Genomic DNA, 24,320 nt, shown 5'->3' with positions numbered 1-24,320 from the left:
AAAATGTAATAAAATGAGAAAAAAATTGTTAATTCCCTTGTTGTTCTTTTCTCCATCTGTATTTGCCCAGGAAGGAAAATTCACTGTATCGGGCAAAATAGATGGCCTTGAATCAAAAATAATCCGCATTTATACCAAGGACAAAAATGGCAGTAGGGTGGTCGATTCTGTCAAAGTTAGTGATGGATACTTCAATTATAATAGTAAAATTGAAGGTATGGAATCAATTAGCTTTTATCCTCCTAATGAAAGTGTGATGAAAAGGGTAGATAGAGGATTTTATCCCGCTAAATCCTCTACATTTCAATTCATTGCCTTTCCGGGAGCAAATGTAAAATTCAGCGGAAAAATTGCTGATTTCGTTGATGCTTACCCATCTGGAGATCCGGCAAATAACGACCTGGGTAGTTTAAACAAGGTTATCTATCCATTAATGAACCAGAGTGTTAATCTGGCAGTTAAAATCGGTAAAAATACAATTACGGATTCTTTAGCTATAAAAAAAGCGAAAGAACAGATTGAAAAGCTGGACAATGAAGTGGTTAATATCAAAACAACATTTATAAGGAATCACCCTTCATCAGCGGCGGCAGCCTGGCTGCTTGGTGATATGATGCTAAGAAGCCAGGTCAGGAACGAGGAAGCAATGGCCTTATATCAGAAAATGGACCAGCAGAAGCTAAAAACGAACCCCTTCTACATAGAAGTTGTAAAAAGAATAGAAGGGCTTAGGGCCACCACAATAGGGAAGCCTGCTCCAGCGATCAACTCGCCCCATACTTATAATAAAAAAAGGTTTGACCTGGCTGCTTTGAAAGGCAAATATGTAGTTATAGATTTTTGGGGTACCTGGTGCGGCCCGTGTGTTTCCGGAATGCCCAAGATGAAAGAATATCTGGATAAATACAAGGGCAAGATGGAAATGGTAGGCGTTGCCAATGAATCCGACAATGGCGATAAATGGCGGGATTTTCTTGACAAGAATAAAGATTACCACTGGCACCAGGTATTAAACAGAAATGACGAAGATTATGTCCTTAAATATAGTGTAGCCGGTTTTCCAACAAAAATTATTGTCGACCCTCAGGGGAACATTGTTGGGAGATACGTTGGCGAAGACGATTCAATCTACAAAAGATTAGATGAAATTTTTAAATAAAGCAGAAGAGGTTCCGTTAAGGTGTTATCGCTGTTTCAGCGCACACTTGCTTTGTATCTGTAAATGATAAGGAATATAAATTGCAATTGAATTTATATCACCAAAGTAGCCCTGGTGAAATCGGGCTATGTAACCAAACTAAAATAAATTATGAAAAATTTCACACCCCTCAGCAAGGCTGAGATGAAAAAAGTAGTAGGAGGTGCCTACTGTATGACAGATTCTGATTGTTTACCAAATCAGGTATGCAGCGCCTCAACCCATGCCTGTTTTCATGACGATGGCAGCGGTTACATGACCTGTGAGATAACAGGCAGTGGGGGTGGTTGTGGAACAGGGGCTAGCATTACAATGCCTGTTTCGCAAGATCCATATGCGTGGTGTAATTCACAACCATGCTGTGCAAGCATTTCCTGCTAATTCGATTTTCAAGGTATGCATGAAAATGCATACCTTGACACAAAAACTATATGGAATGAAATTAAAGCTCCTCCTGTTGCCCTTGCTTTTGCTAAAACTCTATGCAAATGCCCAGCAAACAACCATAGCTCTTTCTTATAATCCAAACCAACCTGGCTTTAATAAAGACGCATTTCACTTTGTTTTAAATCAAAAACTATACGCACTTTGCACCGGAAAAATCCCAACTCATAAACCTATAAATATCCAGGGAATTAAATCCGGTGAGATGAACAGCACAATTGTCAGCTATGCCCTCAAAGATACCAGCCTTGCCATATTTGAAGATCTTTTTGGTCATGAAGTGATTTTAATTCCGGGAGATACGATGAAAGTCACTATTGGCCAACTGGAAAAACCTAAGGATATACTGCTGCCATGGTATTATAGTCTAACTTATTCAGGTAAAAACAAATACATATATAGCATCCTGGATTCTATAGCGCTCAGCACAACCGACGTAAAATCGGACATGATCAATCCAAAAGGGAAAACGGTTGATGAATTTATCCGGATTGCAGAAACGAGATTTCGTAGTCGCGAAAATTACCTGAAAGATTATAGTATCAGACACCATATCCCTTTACATATCAGGGAAATGGTGTATAATGAGGTTTATGCAGCTTATGTAAGGGACCTGGTTTTCCTGCAGTCCACCCTGAAATCGGATGACAATTCAGCTGACATCACCGCCATACTAAATCCGAAAATTGACTACAACAGACTTAAATCCACCCAATTTTCAAAAGTAGTAACTGCAGCCCATGTGGTTTACCAGTATCTACTGGTAATGACTTCTCCCTTCAAATCGACTGATTTTTTCAATAAAAATCGCTTCAATACGACTTACAACCTGATTCAAAAAGACTTCAATGACGAGATGAGGGACGATCTGCTATCAAGGCATATGAAACAATACATCACCTATGGCGATCATAGGATAATCAGCCCGGAAATAGTTGCACGCTTTAACTCAGACTGCAAGAATCCCAAATTTGTCTCTTATATAGATTCATTGCTCAAAACAAAGCAGGAAAAAGCAAACCTGAATTTCATTGATGTGATGAATAGCCAGATTACAGACTTAAAAGGTAAATCACAGCCATTAAAAGATGTCATTGCAAAAAAGCCAACCCTGATAGATTGCTGGGCTTCCTGGTGCAGGCCTTGTATTGACGAGTTCCCATTTTCAAAGGAACTGGAAAAAAGCTATGGCAATAAAATAAATCTAATTTATTTATCCTTCGACAAGAGTACAGCTGCATGGCTTTCAAAAGCAAAAGAATTGAATTTGCAATCTACCTACCATATGCCTGATAATTTCGAATCCGATTTTGCGACTTTTTTTAAACTAAACACTATCCCGAGATACATTTTAGTAGATGCAAACGGTAATCTGCTGAACACAGATGCGCCAAGACCAAGTGACCCCCGATTAAAAGAAATTTTTGATTCATTATAATCAATTGTGTCATTGACATTCAAATTATATTTTCTACTTTTAAATAACTAACCAAACATTCAAACTATGCTCTTATCTCCCTTTTCAAAAAAAGAAAATGCCGTTGCCATACTTCATGCGCTGGTAAAAAAATTAAATGTCCGTGTAAGTTATGAAACCATTAAATCGGCATTGCATGAACATCCTGATTACCCAAGTCTGCTGGCACTCAGTGATTGCCTGACGGAATGGAAAATCCCCAACAACGCCTACCAGATTGATAAAGCCAATTACAATGCGGCCGATCTGTCCTTTCCGCTGATTGCACACCTTCAGAAAACAGGGCAGTTTATCCTGATCAATAACATCAGCAACGGATCTGTAAATTATACCGACGAAAAAAAAAGTAACACCAGCATGTCTGAGCAGGATTTTCTTTCCCAATGGGCTGGGGTGGTCTTATATGCCGAAGCAACTGCAGAAAGCGGCGAAACTGACTATAAAGCCCAGTCTTTTAAAGGGTTTTTAAACGGATTGCGCATTCCTGCATTGGTTATTGCCCTATTAAGTTGCTTCGTCTATTTTTTTTTCCAGTACAGCTTTAGCTGGGCGTTTACGGCTTTAACTTTACTTAGCTTCGCAGGACTTACAGTAAGTACTTTATTACTGATTTATAGCGTAAACGCCAGTAACCCTTTTGTACAAAACCTTTGCAGCCTGGGGAACAAGAACGACTGTAATGCGATTTTAAAATCAAAAGAGGCAAAAGTTACCGACTGGCTAAGTTGGAGCGAAGTCGGCTTTTTTTACTTTGCAGGCTCCTTGTTGAGCCTGTTGCTGGTAAATAAGGCGATTCCTTACCTGGCCATTTTAAATTTATGCTGCCTGCCCTATACCTTCTGGTCGCTCTGGTACCAGTATAAAGCCAAAAACTGGTGTGTGCTCTGCTGCAGCGTGCAGGCCTTGTTATGGCTGCAATTTACTGTTTTCGCCACAGGCACAGGATACGCAGTACCTGCATTGGAAATAACTACAATTGCAGCAATGCTCTTCAGCTTTGCAATCCCGGTTGTGATATGGGCATTTGTAAAGCCCTTTATGCTGAAAGCAGAGCAACAGGCTCCTTTAAAACAACAGCTAAAAAAATTCAAATACAATAGTGATCTGTTCAACCAGGTTTTAACCAACCAGCCCCGTTTTTCGGTGCCTAATGACATCATGCCGATTGTATTAGGCAATGCAGAAGCAGAAAATATCATCACTATGGTGAGCAACCCATTTTGCGGGCCATGTGCAAGTACGCACCGTACATTAGACCAGTGGCTGAACACCCGTGACGACATCCAAGTAAAGATAGTCTTTACTACAGCCAACCATGATGATGACCCAAAAACCAAAGTTGCCAGGCATCTGACTGCCCTGAGTTTGCTGGGTGACAAGAAGAAAGTAGAACAAGCCTTAAACGACTGGTACGAGAGCACCAAGAAAGATTACGATACCTGGGCAAAGAACTACCCGGTGCAGGTGAATGGCGAAATGGAAGTAGTTACCCAAAGGCAAAAGGAGTGGTGTGAACTGACAGAAGTAACCTTTACCCCAACCATCTTGGTAAATGGTTACAAGCTGCCAGATCCATATCGATTAGATGATATCAAATATTTATTGAGTTAAAGATTTTGTGCACAATAAATGAGCTGTTGAGTTGCAACGATACAGTTCAGATAACCAGCATGAAGTTATAAAATTGATGCCTCTCATGTAACTCGAGGGAAGAAATGAGTTATAAATCTTAAAACCATAAAAAATTATGAAGAATTTTAAAATGCTCAGCAAAGCTGAAATGAGGAAAATTGCTGGTGGAACCGGAGACCCATGTATGGTCGATGCAGATTGCCCTTCTAGCTTATGCATTGATGGAATATGTAGTACACTAGATGGTGAGTGTCGCGATAACTGTGGAGGTGAGTTAGGTTCCTGTCCCAGAAGTGATGAGGTTTGCAAAACTGCAACTTGTACAACCTCGCAAGGAATACGTGTTATTGTACGTAGTTGTATGATAGGTTAATTTAATAACTTAACAAGTTCGGGACTCTATTTACTTGTCTTAATGAAGCTTTTATTAAAACTGATACTGGTATTGGTCTGTTTCCAGGCTAATGCTCAAAAGAATAAACTTGTAACCCTAAAAGGGCATCTCAAAAATTTTACCAATAGAGAGTGGGTACGCGATTTTTCTGAAATGGTGGAGCTTAGATTACCTGTACCTGACAGAGAAATTAAGGTTGACAGTACAGGGTATTTTTCTATGCAATTTCCATTATCTGTCCCTAACTACTTCTTAATTGGACGGAATCTTCTTTACTTGAGCCCTGGAGACAATTTAACAATTGAAGTTGATTATCTGGATTTTTCAAAAGCTCGGTTTGAGGGAAAGGGAAGCAAAGTAAATAAATACCTTGTGAACGTTCCTTGGCCAAAATCTGCATCTTATCTAGATGGAGGACGCAACCTAAAAAACACCCTTAAAAAGAGTATAGATACCGTTCTACTACTGGCTAATGAAAGAACTCTTAAGCTCAGTAAAGTTAAAGGAGCATCAAAATCGTTTAAAAAATTAGAAGCTGCACGAATTCGTGCAGATATTATTAATACTTTTAGATATTTACCTGGATATTTTATAGCAAAATATAAGATTCCACAAGAAAAAGAAGACCAGATTTATAAGGAATTTGATGCTTTAGTTCAATCTCATTTAAAAAAGTACACCAGTGACTTTATAGATTCTGATTTTCTTAAAATAGAAGTCTATCGCAAAAATGTTTACGGTTTACATGGGATAAAAACAGATAGCAGCATATCGGCAAAAAAAATAAACGATTGGATAGAAGCCAACCGGATTTACAACGCATTAAATTCAGTTGTCGAGAAAGAAAAATTAATCTCTTTCAAACCTTTAATAGCTAAAATATCAAATGAGAATTATCGCTTTGCTCTTGATGAAACCTATAAGCTGTTAAGTAAATTCGGGAAAGGAGATACAGCAATAGATTTTAACATGTTCAACTTGGATGGGAATAACGTTTATTTAAGTAGTTTTAAAGGAAAAACGATTATAATTGATCTTTGGGCCACCTGGTGCGGCCCATGTTTGGAGGAGATGCCTTATTTTGATCTATTAAAAGATAAATACAAAAATAATGATCAAATTACATTTATATCGTTATGTGTAAACGACGAAAAAAGTAATTGGATTAAAAATGTAAAAAGTAGAAACATTAATGGTATTCAGTTATTTGCGGCAAAAGGGGCAACCTCAGATTATAGGATAATGAATCTACCAAGAACGATAATAATTGACAAAGATTTTAAAATTGCAGAAATGTTTGGCCCACGACCATCTGAAAAAGCTTTAGATAATTACATTTCGAGATTAGTACACAAAGAGTAGCCTAGGTCATAAATTACAAATACATTTGAAATCTATTAAAAAATTCCCCCACTATAAACAACCCGATCAGATGGACTGCGGTCCGACCTGTTTGCGCATCATTGCCAAACACTATGGCCGCAATTACAGCCTGCAGCGCCTGCGCGAGATCTCCGGCATCAACCGCGAAGGGGTCTCCCTGCTGGGCATTAGCGAGGCTGCCGAAAAGATCGGTTTCCGTACCACTGGCATCAGGCTAAGCCTGGAAAAGCTGCAGGAAATAGACCTGCCCTGTATCCTGCACTGGCAGCAAAAACATTTTGTGGTGCTGTACAAGATCAGCTCCAAATCATCTTCCAAAAGAACTTACCACATCTCCGACCCGGCAAGGGGCCTGATTGAATATAAAGAAGCAGAGTTTTTAAGGTGCTGGCTCAGTACCCAAAACAACGGGCATTCAGAAGGGATTGCCTTAACGCTATCGGCAGCACCAGAATTTTACGCCCAGGGAGGAGACCCTAATAAAGGGCTCGACCTGAGTTATATGCTCCGCTACCTGTACAAATACAAACAGCTCATTGTTCAGCTGTTCGTAGGTTTGGGCGTGGGCAGTTTACTACAACTGATCCTGCCGTTCCTGACCCAGTCGGTAGTCGACATCGGGATCAATACCCGCAACTTGAACTTCGTTTACATTATCCTGATTGCACAAACCATGCTTTTCCTGGGCAGGATGAGCGTTGATTTTATCCGTTCCTGGATCTTGCTGCACATCACCACCCGGATCAATATCTCTATCCTTACAGATTTTTTGATCAAGCTGATGAAGCTGCCCATGAGTTTCTTTGAAACCAAAATGACCGGCGACATCATGCAGCGCATGAGCGACCAGGGCCGTATCCAGAGTTTTTTAACAGGCTCTTCGCTCAGCACCATATTTTCCCTGTTCAACCTGGTGGTGTTTGCCTTTGTGCTGGCCTATTATAATGTCAATATCTTCATCATCTTTTTGGTGAGCAGCATCCTATACAGCCTCTGGGTGATCTTTTTCCTCAAGAAGCGCCGGGAGCTGGATTTCAAGCGCTTCGACATTTCATCCGAGAACCAGAGCAATATTGTACAGCTGATCGGGGGGATGCAGGAGATCAAGCTGAACAACTGCGAGCAGCAGAAACGCTGGGAATGGGAGCGGATACAGGCAGGCCTGTTCAAGTTCAGCATGAAAAGCCTGGCTTTGGGGCAGTACCAGCAGTTCGGTGCCTTTTTCATCAACGAAGGCAAAAACATCCTGATCACCTTTATGGTGGCCAAATCGGTGATAGACGGGCAGCTTACCCTGGGTGCCATGATGGCCATACAGTACATCGTAGGCCAGCTGAACAGCCCTATAGAACAACTATTGGGTTTTCTGCAATCCTTCCAGGACGCCAAGATCAGTCTGGAACGTTTGAACGAGATCCATGAGCTGGAAGATGAAGAACCTGTTGAAAGACAATTCTTAAGGGAGCTGCCGCTAAACAAAAGCATCAGCATGCAGAACATTACCTTTACCTATCCCGGTGCAGGAAATGAGCCTGTTTTGCAAAACATCAGCCTGAACATCCCCGAAGGGAAAACAACCGCCATTGTAGGGATGAGCGGTAGTGGCAAGACTACCATTTTAAAGCTGTTGCTGAGGTTCTATGAACCTGAAAAAGGGGAGATCAGGGTAGGCAGCACCCACCTGCAGCAGATCGGTTACCGCTACTGGCGGGGCAAATGCGGCATTGTGATGCAGGATGGATTTATCTTTTCGGATACCATAGCCCGCAACATTGCCGTGGGTGATGAATACCCGGACATGCCCAAACTTTTGCATGCCATACAGGTGGCCAATATCCGTGAGTTTATTGAGGAGCTGCCGCTTGGACTGAATACCAAGATCGGTGCAGCAGGAAATGGCATTAGCCAGGGGCAAAGACAAAGGATGCTGATTGCCAGGGCGGTTTACAAAAACCCGGACTATATCTTTTTTGATGAGGCCACCAATGCACTGGATGCCAATAACGAAAAAGTGATTATGGAGAACCTGGAAACCTTCTTTAAAGGGCGTACGGTAGTGGTTGTGGCCCACAGGCTGAGTACTGTTAAACATGCCGACAACATCATTGTACTGGACAAAGGGGTAATTATAGAGCAGGGCACACACCAGGAACTGGTAAGTGCAAACGGGGAATATTATCAGCTGGTAAAAAACCAATTGGAACTGGGGGCATAGAACATATGGAAACAACAACAGAACAGGTACAGGAAACAGACAAAAGGATCAACGGGCTGGAGGTGAACAGCGAGGAGGTACAGGAGATCATCACTGCGGTGCCTTCCTGGATCCTGCGCAGGGGCATCACACTGATCTTTGGTATCCTGCTGGCCATCGTGCTGATCTCTGCCTTTATCCAGTACCCGGATGTGGTGAAAACCAGTCTGAAGGTCAATTCACTGAATGCGCCAAAGGCCGTATTTGTAAAACAGACAGGAAAACTGCTCAGCCTGCTGGCTCCTGAAGGCAGCAACGTGAAGCAGAACCAGCCCCTGGCCTTTATGGAAAGTACCGCCAATCACAGCGATGTGTTGAAACTACACGACATCCTGACAAAGATCACCGCCGAACTGAGCGCTACTGGCATTGCCCCGAACCTTTTGTTGAAAGGCCTAAACCTGGGCGAGCTGCAGGGGGCTTACCAGAACTTTTACCAGCAGTACCTGCAATATGTATCGGCACAGAACGGGGGCTATTACCTGAACAGGAAACAGTTCCTGGAGCGCGACCTGAAAGAGATTGAAAAATTAAAGGCCCAGATCATTGACCAGCAAAAGATCCAGGAAAAGGAGTTTGCCAATGTGGAGCACGAGTTTGAGGCTTACAAAAAGCTGTACCAGAAAAACATGGTCTCTACCAGCGAATTTAAGCAGCAGGAGAACAAATACCTGGCCGGCAGGTACCCTTTGCAACAAAGTGCCACCGCCCTGCTGAATAACAATACCAATTATGCAGCCAAACAAAAGGAGATCCTGGAGCTGGAGCATACCATACAGGACGAAAGGGCAAAATTTGTTCAGTCGCTCAGCAATATGCTTACCGAAACCGATGCCTGGATTAACCAGTACATCTTAAGGGCCCCTGTAGACGGGAGGGTGAGTTATGCAGGGATAGTGCAGGAAAACCAGACGCTGAACGCAGGGCAGGAGGTGTTTATGATCAACCCGGCCAATACCGATTTTTTTGGCGAAGTTTACATCCCGCAGTACAACATGGGCAAGGTAAAGACCGGGCAACGTACGCTGGTAAAGATGAGGAGTTTCCCTTTTGAGCAGTATGGGCTGATCAGGGGCAAGGTGAATTACATCTCTGATGTGGCTTTTAAGGACAGTGTGTTTATTGCCAAGATCGGCTTCGAGCGCTTTGAGAACAAAGACCCTGAGCATAAGATCGTATTGAAAAACGGTATGCAGGCAGATGCGGAGATCATTACCGAAGAAAGTTCATTATTGCAAAGGTTTATGCGGAATATCACAAAGATGTTAAACAGCAATTAACCATACCAGGCTATAGGCTACAACTTATTCCTTCCAATACTGATCCTATATGGTAGGTTATCTGCAACACCTATCGGCCGGACTACCTTAGTCCCTCGTCCGCACTTTGGTCGTCATTGGCCGAAAAAACACCCTGGCAGCACCGAAACAAGTCCCTGGAGGCTAACCTGTAATACAGGAATAACATTGAAAGTTGAAAGGAGCTAGATAGTTGTCAGTTCGAACACAGTTATTGCGAAGACAATTACAACAAATGACGGAAATCCGTTAACTTTATACAAACTTATTTACATCATGAAATTAAAAACATTATTATTCGCGTTTGTGGCAACTTTAACCATTCAAACAGCAATTGCACAAAGTACACCAGCTCCGGCAACAGAAGTATTGAACGCCGCCATTAAAAAGGCAGCAAAAGAAAAAAAACAGGTATTGGCTGTTTTTCATGCCTCCTGGTGCGGCTGGTGCCATAAAATGACGGCCAGCTTAAACGATCCGGCCATCAAACCTTATTTCGACAAAAATTATGTGATTGCCGACTTTACAGTATACGAGAGCAAGGGAAAAGAAAACCTGGAAAACCCGGGCGCTGCCGATCTGTTGAAAAAATACAACAATGCCGATCAGGGCTTGCCTACATGGTTGGTATTTGATGCCAAACAGAACCTGGTTGCCGATTCGCAGATGAGACCTGCGGGTGCAGCACTTAGCGCCAAAGGTGACAATGTGGGCTGTCCGGCAAAACCAGAAGAAGTTGCACACTTTATTGCTTCCTTAAAGAAAAGCTCTAGACTAAATGATAAGGAACTGGAGGAAATAGCAGTAGTTTTCAGGAAGAATGAAATCAAGAGGTAGTGCTTTAATAAATTAGCCTAAATCAGACCGGTACTTTTATGAAGTACCGGTCTTTTATTTTTAAACCTTATCTTTGCCCGGACAATCGTCACCTTATCCCGTTCATGCAGCAACCTTCCGATTCCATATATACCCTTCAGTTTGGCCTTGTTTGTTTAAGTTCCTTTCTTTTCTCTGCCAGTTTCAACATGCTTATCCCAGAACTTCCGGCTTATCTGACTGCAATGGGAGGTGCAGAATATAAGGGACTCATCATTGCCCTGTTTACCCTCACTGCCGGAATATCCAGGCCATTCAGCGGCAAACTAACTGATACCATAGGCAGGGTACCAGTGATGGCCGTGGGTTCGCTGGTTTGTTTTGTATGTGGTTTCCTTTACCCTTTACTCACTACCATTGCCGGCTTTCTGTTTCTGAGGTTAATTCATGGCTTTTCTACTGGATTTAAGCCTACCGCTACTGCTGCCTATGTTGCTGACCTGGTACCGGCTGGTAAATGGGGAGAAGCTATGGGTGTACACGGGGTTTGTTTTAGCACCGGACTGGCCATTGGCCCGGCAATAGGCAGTACCATTACCGATCATTATTCCATCAATGTCCTTTTTTATTGTTCCTCTTTATTCGCCTTGCTTTCCATTGTCATTCTGGCCAATATGAAAGAAACCCTGCCGGGAAAACAGAAATTCAGGGTATCTCATCTAAAGATTAACCGGAAAGACATCATTGAATGGCGTGTGATACCGGCAGTGGTGATCATCTTTATAAGTTATATCAGTTACGGGGCTATCCTAACCGTAATTTCCGATTGGAGTGCCCATTTAGGCACCAGCAACAAAGGCCTGTTTTTTATGGTATTTACGCTTACCTCCTTGCTGATCAGGTTTGTGGCTGGGAAAGCCTCTGACCAATACGGAAGAACACTGATCTTAAAAATATCCCTTAGCCTTTTGGCCGCTTCACTGCTTTGGATCGGGCTTGCCAGTTCTTCTTTAAGTTTAATGCTTGCTTCAGCACTTTATGGTATTGCCACGGGTATGCTCTCGCCAACTGCCACCGCCTGGACAGTAGACCTGAGCGAACCCACACAAAGGGGAAAAGCCATGGCAACGATGTACATTGCCCTGGAAGCAGGCATAGGATTAGGGGCTTTGCTTGCCGGATGGTTATTTATTGATGATATCCGGATGATCCCTGTTACCTTTTATTGCTGTACAGGTGTAACCCTTATTGCACTGGCCTACCTGCAGTTTTTTTACAAGGCTAAAAACAATCCAAAGGGTAGTTAGTGTATTTTTTACAATATTATTTTTGGTGTATAATTGAATTTGTTACATTTATTCAATTAACCAAATAAACACACAAATGAAATTAACCTATCTAAGGTTCGGAACAGCAGCATTGGTCTGGTTGTTTGGAACAGTTGTGGTATCGGGGCAGGACCTGACCAACCTGCCTGAGTTCAGCCTCAACGACCTTTCTGGTTTTAAAAACCCGGGCAGTAGCTGGACCATAGCCGGTTCGGTAACTGCAAGCCTGAGTGCAGCAAATGAATTGCTACCTGTAAAAGGATCAGGGACACTGATCAATAATCCCGGAAAAAAAGGCCATGGCAGCGATCTGTTTACCAATGCAGTTCATGGAGATATGATCCTTGAACTGGATTACCTGATGGCCAAAGGCTCCAATTCGGGTATTTACCTCCAGGGTAACTATGAAATCCAGCTGCTGGATTCCTGGACAGTCACAAAACCACTTTCTTCAGACAATGGCGGGATCTATGAACGCTGGGACGACAGCAAACCAGAAGGTCAGCAAGGCTTTGGTGGTTATGCCCCACGTCAGAATGCCAGCAAAGCCCCGGGTTTATGGCAGCACCTTAAAATTGCTTTTCAAGCCCCACAGTTTGATGCCGCAGAAAACAAAATTGCCAATGCGAGAATTCTTAGCGCTGAGCTGAACGGTGTACTGATCCACGACAATGTGGAATTGTTTGGTCCTACCAGAGGGGCGGCCAATAAGGAAAAAGCCTTCGGCGCGTTGCGTTTTCAGGGCGACCATGGTGCAGTAGCTTTCAGGAACATTAAAATCACGGCCCTGCCCAAAGAGCTGCGCAATGGGGGCCAGAAAGGTGGAGGCGGTGCAGACCCAATCTACATTGATGCACCCGTAAACACCATGATCAGGAGCTTTGTAGACCTCGCAGCACGTACCCGGGTAGTCCATGCCATTTCTGTTGGCAGTCCGCAAAGGGTACATTACAGTTATGACCTCGACAACGGCCTGCTGGTTTATGCCTGGCGCGGGGATTTTGTAGATGCCACCCCGATGTGGGATGGCAGGGGCAATGGTACCTCCAGGCCACGTGGTGCCAGAACAGCTTTTACTACAACACTACAACCGGCCCTTGCGCGCCTCGAAACTGCCCAGGCCGCATGGCCACTGGACACCACCGGAACAGGTTTCAAAACCAGGGGCTACGTAATGGACAATGAAGACAGACCTGAGTTTAAGTACAACCTGCATGGACTGCAGGTGACCGATGCCATTAAGGCACTGGAAAATGGGGAAGGTTTAAGCAGGGAGATCAGTGTTGATAAACCTGCAGAAAACATTTACCTGATGCTGACTGGCGGAACTGATATACAGGAACTGAGCAAGGGCATTTACCTGGTAGATGGGCAATCCTGGTACCTGAAATTCAGCAACCCGCAGGATAAACCTGTCATCCGTGATGCTGCCGGTAAAAAAGAGTTGATCATTCAGCTCCGCGGTAAATTAAACTATTCCATTTTATTCTAATCCGGCCTGAAGATGACAACATTATTTAACAAGATATCAACGTTGAGCACGTTCTCAATTTATGCCCTGGCTATACTAAGCCTTACCTATAATATCGCCACAGCACAGGAAACGCCAAAAGAGGAGGACTTTTTTAAGATCGTTAAGGTACGTGTACCAGAAGGGCCGATACTGGAAGTAGGCGGGCTGGTAACCCTGCCCAATGGCGATCTGGGTATCTCTACCCGAAGGGGGGATGTGTTTATAGTTGAAAACCCAACCAGCAACCGCCCTTATTTTCGCAAGTTTGCCACCGGCCTCCATGAAATACTGGGACTGGCCTATAAAGACGGGGCTTTATATGTGGCACAGCGGGGAGAGCTGACCAAACTGATGGACAAAAACATGGACGGTAAAGCTGATGTTTATGAGACCATATACGCCTGGCCATTAAGCGGTCATTATCACGAATACAGCTTTGGCCCTAAAATAGCACCTGATGGCTCTTTCTTTGTTACTGGCAATGTGGCCTTTGGTGATGAAGAATGGTGGCGTGCCGAAAGCAGGGTTCCGATGCGGGGCTGGGCAATGAACATCACCGAAGATGGCAAAATGACTCCCTGGGCGGCAGGAATGCGTTCTCCGGCAGGCCTGAATGTGATCGATGGACAATTGTATTATACCGAAAACCAGGGGGATTGGGTAGGTACCGGTGGGCTTTGGAAAGTAAACAAAGGGGATTTTATGGGACATCCTGCAAGTCTGGCCTGGACAGGCAGAAGCGATTCTCCTTTAAAGCTAAGCGCTGATTTTTTCTATTCCAAGCTGGATGAAAGGAGGATAAAAAACGCAAATGGCCGCTACATTAAACCCGAGAACAGGGTAAATGAAGAATTCAAAACGCTGGCCGATATGAAAAAGGACTTCCCTGATCTGCGTTTACCAGCCGTACGCTTGCCGCATGGCATCCTTGGTATTTCTAATTCTGAACCGCTTAAAATACCTGCAGGTACTTTTGGCCCATTTGAAGGCCAATTATTGGTGGGCGATCAGGGTATGAGCATCATCTCCAGGGTATTTCTGGAAAAGGTAAATGGTGAGGAGCAAGGTGCGGCATTTATGTTCAGGAGCGGCTTCCGCTCGGGCGTATTACGAATGGCCTGGGCCAAAGATGGCTCCCTGTTTGTAGGCGAGACCAATAGAGGCTGGGGTTCGGCTGGAGATGCCAATGAAGGATTGGAACGTCTGGTGTACAACAACAAAGTACCTTTTGAGATGAAAGCCGTAAGGGCCATGCCAGATGGATTCGAAATTGAGTTTACCAGCCCGGCAGACTTGAAATCGGCCCAGGACATTGCTTCTTACGGTGTAGACTGTTTTACTTATAAATATCAGCCTGTATATGGTTCGCCTGTGGTAAATCAGGAGACCCTGAAAGTAAAAGGGGTCAAAGTAAGCGCCGATGGCTTAAAAGCCAGGATTGTGGTAGATGGCCTGCGCAGGTATTACATCCACACCATTAGTGTAAATGGCATCAGGGAAAAGCAGAACTATTATTCAGTAGTACATCCGGTAGCCTATTATACGCTGAACAACATCCCTGCAGGAGACAAACTGGCGCTAAGTGAGCTGAGTACACGAAATTCGTCAAAAGATCCGGTAGCCAGTGTTAGTCCGGCAAAAAAGACAATTGTAACAGCCAAAGGAAAAACAGCTCAGGCAGAAAAAAAGGAGGTGCCGGTAACAAAAACAGCAGCTAAAGCACCAGGCTACAATGAGGTAAAAGGCCTGCTAACCAATTATACCTGCCTGGCCTGCCATAATCCAACCAAAAAACAGATCGGTCCTTCATTTACCGATATTGCCAAACGCAAATACAGCAATGAAAAAATCCTGCAGCTGATCCATAATCCTAAGCCTGAAAACTGGCCGGGCTATGCAACCGAAATGCCGCCGATGCCACACGTATCAAAGGCTGATGGACTGAAAATAGCAGCCTATATCAACTCTTTGAATAAATAGCCAACAGAAAGTAATAAGTCAATTTGGTATTGTGTTTTACCAGATTGGCTTATTCAGGATAAGAAGAAATAAAATATCGTAAATTACTAACCAATATAAACCATAAACCAATTAAACAAGGATGAATACACTTCACAAATACGATTACATCGTATTTCTAGTTTACTTCTTAATCGTATCCTGCTACGGCTTCTGGATCTATTACAAGAAGAAATCGGCTTCTGCCGACTCAAAGGATTATTTTCTGGCAGAGGGTTCATTAACCTGGTGGGCCATTGGCGCCTCACTTATTGCTTCCAACATTTCTGCAGAGCAGATGATCGGGATGAGTGGTTCCGGCTTTAAACTTGGATTGGCCATTTCGGCCTATGAATGGATGGCGGCAGCTACATTAATTATTGTAGCCGTGTTCTTTATGCCCGTTTACCTGAAGAACAAGATCTTCACGATGCCCCAGTTTTTGAGTCAGCGTTACAATGAAAAAGTAGCCATGATCATGGCTGTATTCTGGCTTGCGCTGTATATTGTGGTGAACTTAATGTCTATTCTTTACCTTGGCGCTTTAGCCATCAGTGGTATATCCGGATTGAACATCACGGCATGTATCCTCGGACTGGCTGTTTTCGCCATCATCATTACCCTGGGCGGAATGAAGGTAATTGGTTACACAGATGTGATACAGGTATTTTTCCTGGTGCTGGGCGGATTGGTAGCCACTTATATCGCTTTAAATCTCATTTCCGGACAACAGGGTATTGCAAAAGGTTTTGCTATCCTTACCGATGGTGCTTCAGAACACTTCCATCTCATCTTTAAAAAGGACGACCCCAACTACATGGACCTTCCAGGCCTGAGCGTATTGATAGGGGGTATGTGGATTGCCAACTTAAGCTATTGGGGCTGTAACCAGTACATCACACAAAGGGCCTTGGGTGCATCCCTGCCTGTTGCCAGATCCGGACTATTGTTTGCAGCCTTCCTGAAAATGCTGATGCCGGTAATCGTTGTAATCCCTGGTATTGCGGTTTATTACATCATTAAAGAAAAAATCCCAGGCATCAGCGCCGATAACCTGATGACGGCCTCAGGCATACAGGATCCGAACAAGGCATACCCTGCATTGCTTGGCTTATTGCCAGTAGGTTTAAAAGGGCTTTCATTTGCGGCTCTAACTGCTGCTATTGTAGCCTCACTTGCCGGAAAGGCCAATAGTATTGCCACCATATTTACCCTTGATATCTACAAAAAAGCTTTCAACACCCAAGCCAGCGAAGGAACATTGGTAAACGTTGGTAAAGTTACAGTAGTGGTATCTATGCTGATGGCTGTATTGCTTTCATTAATTGTAGGTGATGCATTGATGGGAGAGGGTAAACAAGGATTCCAGTACATCCAGGAATATACAGGCTTTGTGTCTCCAGGTATCTTTGCCATGTTTATATTGGGCTTCTTCTGGAAGAAAACGACCTCAAACGCAGCTTTATTTGCAACTGTTGGTGGCTTTATCGTTTCGGTAATCCTTAAATTCCTGCCGGGATGGGTTGATCTTGCCCCGCTGCACGATTATGGCTGGGCGGTAGCCAATTCCAGCGGTATATTTGAAATTCCTTTTATGGACAGGATGCTGATCGTATTTGCGGTATGTGTAATCGGCATGTATTTCATCAGTATTTATGAAAACAAAAAAGGTATCGTACCTCAGGGACTGGAAGTAGATCCAAAAATGTTCCGTGTTTCAACTTCATTTGCTGTTGGCTCCTTGATTATCATAGCGATGCTGGTTGCATTATATTCCGCTTTCTGGTAAGAGGGAAGTTTTGATCATAAAATTTAGGTAATAAATAAAAGCGGGCTGTTCATTTAAAATGAACAGCCCGCTTTATTATATACTTCTCTCTTCATTTCAGTACTGTCCTGAAATTTTCTAATGCTCAGAAGCAGCCTAGCGTCTTTCCCGATTCTTCATCGGGAATTATGCAGCTGCTGAAGAGTCATTAAAAATTTCACACATCAGTACTTAAATACCTTCCCATCTACCATAACCTCCTGCGTTTTCTCGTCAAAAGTTGCCTTCTTTCCGGTCCTTACCGCAGCATTCGTCATGATATTGGCAATAGAATGGTAATAACCAGCCTCTACCGGCGCGTTGGTTTGCTTGCGGCTCCTCACACATTCCATCCAGTTACGCATATGAGCAGATGTCAGCTTATCACCTCCCGTATTGGCCGATGCAGCTACTTTCTCTGTATTATCGGTAAGCTTCATTTCGGGCAACAGGTTAGGCTTCATGTTCATTGCTGCTGCTGCTTTGGCACTTAAGCCACCTTTAGGCGAAACCATATTGGTGTTCAGGTTCAGCTCACCACCATTGGAATAATAAATCTCGGCAGGACTTTCATCCCCATTATGCATTCTCGAAGTAAATATTACCTGGAAGCCATTATCAGGGTCGTTTGCCTTGCCATAATCAAATACCGCTGTAGTCGTATCCCAGTTCCGGCGTCCATCTTTCCACTGGTAAATACCACCATTGGCCACTACACTTCTTGGGTGTTTTAAATCGGTAAACCAGTGTACGGTATCGATCTGGTGTGACATCCACTGACCTGGCATTCCCGATGAATAGGGCCAGAATAAACGGTACTCCAGGTATTTGCGTGGATCCCATTCCTCAAACGGTCGATTGATCAGAAAGCGCTTCCAGTCTGTATCTTCCTGTTTTAGTTTGGCTACCAGTTCGGGCCTGCGCCAACGCCCTGGCTGGTTAACATTCCAGCTCAATTCTACCATGGTAATGTTACCGAACTTACCTTCCTTAATAAACCGCTCAGCTGCCATATAATTGTTACCGCTTCTGCGCTGCGAGCCGATCTGAACAATCTGCTTAGATGCTTTAACTGCTTTCAGGGCCATGCGTGCATCTTCCATTGTTTCAGCAAATGGCTTTTCGCAATATACATCGCATTTGTTGTTTACACCTTCAGCACAATGGGTGGCATGCTGAAAATCGGCCGTACTTACGATTACAGCATCAATGTCTTTCAAGCCATAAAGCTCATCGTTGTTTCTACAAGCTGTAATGTCGTGCCCAAATTTCGATTTCAAATGCTCAACACCCAAATCTCTTCTGTAATTCCATAGGTCAGATACCGCCACAATATCAAAATTAAGCTCTTTATGGTGGTTTAAAAAGGAGGGTAGCAGGGAATCCTTAAAACGGTCCGAAAACCCCACTATGCCCACCCTTACACGGTCGTTAGCACCGATGATATTTCCATAACTCTTTGCACTTAAACCCATTGTTCCCAGATAGGTTCCGGCAGCGGCTATGGCCGACTGCCTGATAAATTTTCTTCTTGAATCTAACATGATGTTATAGTTTTAGAGTTCCTTTATTTTGATACTTCTGAAAGAAACATTATCTCCATGATCTTGAAGCAGGATATGGCCTTTTGGCGCCATTCCAAAGTCCTTCCAGTTTTTATATTTACTGCCCGCAACCAATTCATTGAATTCATCCGACCCGCGCACATATTCCAGAATTTTAAAGCCGTTCAGGAAATACTGGATCGTGTTGTCCGGATAGACTCTGATCACACCTTTATTCCATTCCCCGATTTTCCTTTGGGCATTTGGTATTTTTTTGCTGGTGATGAGGTCGTATAACGAGCCCAGTGTTCTGTTTCCGTTTTTACCCAGTTTGGCATCAGGATGGCGCTCATCATCAAGAATCTGGTACTCCGGTCCTATTGCAGAACCTTTATTCCCTTCGGTAAGCGTGACAAAATACTTCACTCCGCTATTGGCACCCTCGGTAAGCTTGAAGTCAAACTTCATTTCAAAGGCACCATACTGTTTTACGGTTACAATGTCGCCACCATTGGTAGATTCAGCACCATCAGACTTCACCACACTCAGCACACCGTCTTTAATTTCCCAGCCCTTTTCCGGAAAAGCAGTTTTATAGGCGCCTATCCAACCTTTTGTGGTCTTGCCGTCCCACAACAAGCTATAACCATTGGCCTTTTCGGCGGCCGACAGGTTATTAGGGATCATGTTTACTACAAAAATATTGTCTGTCTTGCTTGGTTTCAGGTTTTCTGTCTGGATGCGAATGTTTCTCCACCTGATCTGTTTACCCGCCTCATCGTTTTTACCAATGGCATGGACCTGCAGTGCAATAAAACCGGAAGCAGTTGCATCATCCACCAGGTTTGCAGTTGGAATGCCGTTTACAAATGTCCTGATGGAGTTTCCAATACACTCAATGCGGTATTTGTTCCACTCTCCCTTTTTAAAAGCTGTTTTACCTTTAGCATTGATATCCATGGGATATAACCAGCCACGACGGCTCTCATCGTAAATTCCTCCGCTATAGGCCCTGTCAGAAGGATCTACCTCCATCTGGTAGCCATGCACCCGGCCCTCTTTGTAATCGGCTTTACTCAAGCTCCTGAACTGTATGCCGGAGTTCATGGAATTGTCTACCAGCAGTTCTACCTCAAAGATAAAATCGCCATAATTCTTTTCCGTAGCCAAAAAGGAGTTGGGTGTATCGTGAACTGTAGTACCTACAATCTCACCATTTACAACCTCGTATTTAGCCTTTCCGTTCAGCTGTTTCCATCCCTTCAAATCCTTGCCATTAAAAAGGCTGGTCCATTTTCCGCTTTGGGCCTGTACAGCATTAAATGTACTGCCGATTACCAAACCGGTTAAAATTAGTAATTGTGTGGTTTTCATTAGTGGTTATTTGTTCTTGGTTAAATTATTTATTCGGCTAAAAAAATTAAAATACTATTTGCTAAAATCGGCTGCCTGCTGGTCCAGCATTTGTGCTGTCTGTTTTTTACCTGAAGCGATTACAATCCTGTAACGGAAAGTAACCGACTCTCCCGGCTTTAAAGTCAGGTTCAGACTTTCCTTTCCCTTGCTAAAAATGGCTTGTCCCAAGGGGTTGGCTGCAAACAGGCCGTAATCGCGGGCATGCCAGTAAGTAGGGTAGCCGGGATTTTTAGGATGATCAATGATGGCAACAGATACCTGCTGTCCTTCTTTCTGCCCATACATCATGCACCATTTGCCCCTGGTTCCCCAGGCATCGTTGCCTGTTTTTCCTTCGCTGGTCAGGTAATTGCCATTTGCCCCGTTTTTTGCGGAAGGGACTTTAGTAACGACTCCGTTATTGTCTGTATACGATTCCTCCTTATCGGATGGCAATTCCAGTTCTTTGGTTACCCTTAAGCCCAGCATACCATCTTTAATGTCTTTAAAATAAACCGTATCCGTTTGGGCAGTTAAAGTAGTCGTGCGGTCGATGGTCCGGGTTTGGGCTGTGCCGCTAAACACAAAAATAGTGGCCTCTTTCAACAAAATCTTTTTGTCCTGTCTTTCCCAATTGGCAGTATAATTTAAAGTCCCACTGGTATTTCCATTTTGTATTTTCCCGATTTTCACATTTCTGATCCAGCCATATTTTATTTTTTTATCTGCGGGAATATTGTACGAATTGTTCCAGAAATCCAAGCCATTCACACTTTCATAATTCAGCCACAAACCCACATGATGAGGGTGATCCGTGCGCTCGTTGCCACGTTTTTCCAAAGGAAAGCCACGGGTTATGGTAAGGCCGCTGGCTGTTTGTAAAGGATAAAGAATGGGCTTTTCCAGATTGTCTGGATAAAGAAAACTGGTAAAGCGCCTGCCATCTACCAGCACCTCAACTTTTTTCTGGTTGGAATTGTTTATAAAGCTTACTTTTTGAGTTTGTGCAATCGAATGCAAACTTAAAAAACAGCAAAAAAAAATGAGTCTTTTAGTCATTATATCTGGTTAAAATAATTATTGGGCCTGTAACCGCATTTCTGTCAAGACCACCCAAGTTTGTAGCTAAATATACCTTTCTTAAAATACAATTTGCCTGAAAAACTGCTCGTTTCACCAAAAAAATTACGAAAACGATTGAGTAAATTTCCAAAAATTATCGGCAATAAGCCTTATAATTGTCTGTCCAAACAGTCCGAGAAAAATGAACCGTAAACACTTTCTATCATTCGTTCTTACAACCGGTGCAAGCCTCAGTACCTTTAATACCTGGGGCAATGAGCCTGAATCTGTAAAAGAGATTATGATCCCTCCATACCTTAGGCCTGGCGATACCATTGGCATTACCTCACCGGCAGGTTACATTACAGCGGAGGAAATTCTGCCTTCAGTACAGTTGATGGAAAGCTGGGGATTTAAAGTGCTTACCGGCAATACCATAGGGAAAAGGGATTTCAGTCTGGGTGGCACAGACGACGAACGGGCGGCGGATTTTCAGGGAATGCTGGACAATCCGGACATTAAGGCAATCATGTGTGCCCGTGGCGGCTATGGCGCTGTCAGGATCATTGACCGGCTTGATTTCAGCAGATTTAAACAAAACCCCAAATGGATCATCGGCTTTAGCGACATTACCGTATTTCATTGTCATTTAAACCGCCAGCTCAATGTGGCTTCCATACATTCCAAAATGTGCAACAGTTTTCCGTCAGACTGGACCCTTGCAGAGCCCATACAAATTGAAACTATACTCTCTATCAAACAGGTATTAAGCGGCCAGGCTGTAAAGTACACAGGCTCCCCATCAACCTATAATAAATATGGCAGGGCAGAGGCTACGCTAATCGGCGGCAACCTCAGCATTATCGAAACCCTCGCTGCAAGCAAATCGGACATCCATACCGGAGGCAAAATACTTTTTGTAGAAGATACAGGCGAGTACCTGTACAGCATAGACCGGATGTTCTGGAACCTGAAACGCAGCGGTAAACTAGACAATTTAAAGGGACTGATCATAGGGGGCTTTAAAGTTAAACCTGACGATACCGGTGATGAGTTTGGAAAGACAGTATATGAACTCATTTCCGAAAAAATAAGAGAATATGAGTATCCGGTATGTTTTGATTTTCCGGTAGGTCACCAAAAGAATAACTTTGCATTGAAGTGCGGAGCAAAACACGTGCTTAATGTTGATGTCAATGGAAGTTCACTCGTATCCATCTAAGCCCGCCGCTATCCGGCTTTCTGAGCTGACTGAGCAGATCAGGCAAACGCTTGAAGGCGCTTTCGGCGGCAGGACCTTTTGGGTAATAGCGGATGTGACCAGTCACACCTATAAGGCGCAGCGTAACTACCATTACTTTGAGCTGGTAGAAAAAGACCGGTCATCCAGCAGGATCATAACAAAAATAATGGGCAGGGCCTGGGGCAATGCTTCCATTAACATTGCCAATTTTGAAAGGGTAACAGGGCAGAGGTTCCGTAACGATATCAATGTACTTGTACAGGTTGCCGTACAGTATACCCCTGCATTTGGTCTGCAGCTCAACCTCCTGGATATTGATACCAATTTCACATTGGGGCTGTTTGAGCAGCAACGTAAAGAAACACTGGAACGTCTGCTCCGTGAAAACCCAGAATTCATACGAAAATCCGGAGAACAGTACCTTACCCGCAACAACAGCTTGAGCCTGAATAAGGTGGTCCAGCATATTGCGGTAATTTCTTCAGCTACTTCGGCAGGTTATCAGGACTTTAAACATACATTAGATAACAATTCTTTTGGTTACCGCTTCCAGGTAGACGATTATTTTACTCTGGTACAGGGAGAAGCCAATGCCAGGCAGTTCCTGGCAAAAATAGTAGAAGTGTTCCAGTCCGGAAAAGCCTACGATGCCTTATTCATCATCAGGGGCGGAGGGGCACAAACCGATTTCCTGATCTTCGACAATTATGACCTGAGCCGGGCCATCGCTAAATTTCCTATCCCGGTCATTACCGGTATCGGACACCAGAAAAATGAGACCATTGCAGATTTAATGGCACATACGGCAACAAAAACGCCTACAAAAGCGGCAGAACTGATCATTGCACATAACAGGGCTTTTGAAGAAAGCCTGTTGAGCATGCAAAAAATGATGCTCATCAAAACCTACCAGCTCATCAATTACCATAAAGACCAGCTGGTAAAATTTAAGCAGCAAACCATCAATACCACCAAGGAACTGCTGAACGAACAGCACCGGAGTATTTTGAACTTATCCAGGCTGGTGCTTACCAATCCTAAGATTGTCATTTCCAACCGGCAAAAAGATCTCAGCAATATCATCAGTAATCTACAGTCCTACAACAGGATCTATTTTGCCAATAAAAAAGGATATATTGGCCATTTTCAATCGGTGGTCAGGCTAATGAGCCCGCAAAACATATTGAACAAAGGATTTGCCGTCCTTAAAGTAAACGGCAGGATTGCCGCCAATGCCGATCAGATTGAGCCAGGCAGCGAACTTACCGTACGTCTGGCCGCATCAGAAATTAAAACAATAGTAAAAGCTAAAACCGCTATAAATGAAGACAACGGATTTGACCTATGAATTGGCCTATAAGGAGCTGACCGCAATTGCGCTGGAGATAGAAACCGAATCGGTATCGGTAGATATACTTGCAGAAAAAGTAAAGCGGGCATCAGAGCTGATAGAATTTTGCCAGACCAAATTAAGGGCTACAGAGACTGAAGTGAACAAAATCATCAAACAAATGGAAAACCCAGCTGGCTAACA

General features: G+C 43.6%; 17 protein-coding genes. 14 read left to right on the top strand and 3 right to left on the bottom strand.

What is annotated here, in order from left to right; all coding sequences use genetic code 11:
• The first annotated feature begins 13 nt into the window (after positions 1 to 13).
• The 11 genes from B9A91_RS19590 (at position 14) to B9A91_RS19540 (ending at position 17,524) form a co-directional block, all read left to right on the top strand.
• The gene (locus B9A91_RS19590) at positions 14 to 1,159 is read left to right on the top strand and encodes a TlpA disulfide reductase family protein (protein ID WP_084240708.1); all 1,146 of its coding nucleotides are present in this window, start codon (positions 14 to 16) and stop codon (positions 1,157 to 1,159) included.
• Positions 1,160 to 1,634: 475 nt separating this feature from the next.
• Positions 1,635 to 3,080: a TlpA family protein disulfide reductase gene (locus B9A91_RS19585; RefSeq protein WP_159451745.1), complete on the top strand. Its 1,446-nt coding sequence runs from the start codon at positions 1,635 to 1,637 to the stop codon at positions 3,078 to 3,080.
• 66 nt (positions 3,081 to 3,146) lie between these two features.
• Positions 3,147 to 4,730 carry a cysteine peptidase family C39 domain-containing protein gene (locus tag B9A91_RS19580; protein WP_084240706.1) on the top strand — a complete coding sequence of 528 codons (1,584 nt, stop codon included), beginning with the start codon at positions 3,147 to 3,149 and terminating at the stop codon, positions 4,728 to 4,730.
• A gap of 436 nt (positions 4,731 to 5,166) precedes the next feature.
• Entirely contained in the window at positions 5,167 to 6,507 is a 1,341-nt protein-coding gene (locus B9A91_RS19575; RefSeq protein ID WP_084240705.1) for a TlpA family protein disulfide reductase, read from the top strand.
• 25 nt (positions 6,508 to 6,532) lie between these two features.
• Positions 6,533 to 8,743, top strand: coding sequence for a peptidase domain-containing ABC transporter (locus tag B9A91_RS19570; protein WP_317043349.1), 2,211 nt, complete (start codon positions 6,533 to 6,535; stop codon positions 8,741 to 8,743).
• Positions 8,744 to 8,748: 5 nt separating this feature from the next.
• Complete coding sequence (locus B9A91_RS19565; RefSeq protein WP_084240704.1) at positions 8,749 to 10,062, top strand: HlyD family secretion protein; 1,314 nt, start codon at positions 8,749 to 8,751, stop codon at positions 10,060 to 10,062.
• Positions 10,063 to 10,356: 294 nt separating this feature from the next.
• Positions 10,357 to 10,917, top strand: coding sequence for a thioredoxin family protein (locus tag B9A91_RS19560; RefSeq protein WP_084240703.1), 561 nt, complete (start codon positions 10,357 to 10,359; stop codon positions 10,915 to 10,917).
• Positions 10,918 to 11,021: 104 nt separating this feature from the next.
• Entirely contained in the window at positions 11,022 to 12,203 is a 1,182-nt protein-coding gene (locus B9A91_RS19555; protein ID WP_084240702.1) for an MFS transporter, read from the top strand.
• A gap of 76 nt (positions 12,204 to 12,279) precedes the next feature.
• Positions 12,280 to 13,716 (top strand): 3-keto-disaccharide hydrolase, encoded by a 1,437-nt coding sequence (locus B9A91_RS19550; protein ID WP_084240701.1) that lies wholly within the window; start codon positions 12,280 to 12,282, stop codon positions 13,714 to 13,716.
• 12 nt (positions 13,717 to 13,728) lie between these two features.
• Positions 13,729 to 15,717 carry a hypothetical protein gene (locus B9A91_RS19545; RefSeq protein WP_084240700.1) on the top strand — a complete coding sequence of 663 codons (1,989 nt, stop codon included), beginning with the start codon at positions 13,729 to 13,731 and terminating at the stop codon, positions 15,715 to 15,717.
• 121 nt (positions 15,718 to 15,838) lie between these two features.
• Positions 15,839 to 17,524 carry a sodium:solute symporter family transporter gene (locus B9A91_RS19540; RefSeq protein ID WP_084240699.1) on the top strand — a complete coding sequence of 562 codons (1,686 nt, stop codon included), beginning with the start codon at positions 15,839 to 15,841 and terminating at the stop codon, positions 17,522 to 17,524.
• 203 nt (positions 17,525 to 17,727) lie between these two features.
• On the opposite strand, the gene B9A91_RS19535 is transcribed toward B9A91_RS19540, so the two are convergent.
• From B9A91_RS19535 to B9A91_RS19525, 3 genes are read right to left on the bottom strand one after another with little or no spacing between them, the layout of a single operon-like run.
• The gene (locus B9A91_RS19535) at positions 17,728 to 19,086 is read right to left on the bottom strand and encodes a Gfo/Idh/MocA family protein (protein ID WP_084240698.1); all 1,359 of its coding nucleotides are present in this window, start codon (positions 19,084 to 19,086) and stop codon (positions 17,728 to 17,730) included.
• 12 nt (positions 19,087 to 19,098) lie between these two features.
• Positions 19,099 to 20,460, bottom strand: coding sequence for a 3-keto-disaccharide hydrolase (locus B9A91_RS19530; RefSeq protein ID WP_084240697.1), 1,362 nt, complete (start codon positions 20,458 to 20,460; stop codon positions 19,099 to 19,101).
• Positions 20,461 to 20,514: 54 nt separating this feature from the next.
• Positions 20,515 to 21,540 carry a DUF6807 domain-containing protein gene (locus B9A91_RS19525; RefSeq protein ID WP_084240696.1) on the bottom strand — a complete coding sequence of 342 codons (1,026 nt, stop codon included), beginning with the start codon at positions 21,538 to 21,540 and terminating at the stop codon, positions 20,515 to 20,517.
• A 205-nt stretch (positions 21,541 to 21,745) separates the two neighbouring features.
• Between B9A91_RS19525 and B9A91_RS19520 the strand changes: the two genes are divergently transcribed.
• From B9A91_RS19520 to xseB, 3 genes are read left to right on the top strand one after another with little or no spacing between them, the layout of a single operon-like run.
• Complete coding sequence (locus tag B9A91_RS19520; protein WP_084240695.1) at positions 21,746 to 22,765, top strand: S66 peptidase family protein; 1,020 nt, start codon at positions 21,746 to 21,748, stop codon at positions 22,763 to 22,765.
• Entirely contained in the window at positions 22,740 to 24,134 is a 1,395-nt protein-coding gene (xseA, locus tag B9A91_RS19515) for an exodeoxyribonuclease VII large subunit (protein WP_084240783.1), read from the top strand. Before B9A91_RS19520 ends, xseA begins: the two co-directional genes overlap by 26 nt.
• Entirely contained in the window at positions 24,109 to 24,318 is a 210-nt protein-coding gene (xseB, locus tag B9A91_RS19510) for an exodeoxyribonuclease VII small subunit (protein WP_084240694.1), read from the top strand. The genes xseA and xseB overlap by 26 nt, the downstream gene beginning before the upstream one ends.
• Positions 24,319 to 24,320: the final 2 nt, after the last annotated feature.

It is taken from the genome of Pedobacter africanus (assembly GCF_900176535.1).
Classification (GTDB): Bacteria; Bacteroidota; Bacteroidia; order Sphingobacteriales; family Sphingobacteriaceae; genus Pedobacter; species Pedobacter africanus.
Note: the sequence above shows the minus strand (reverse complement) of the source record. Positions and strands in the feature narration are given on the sequence as shown.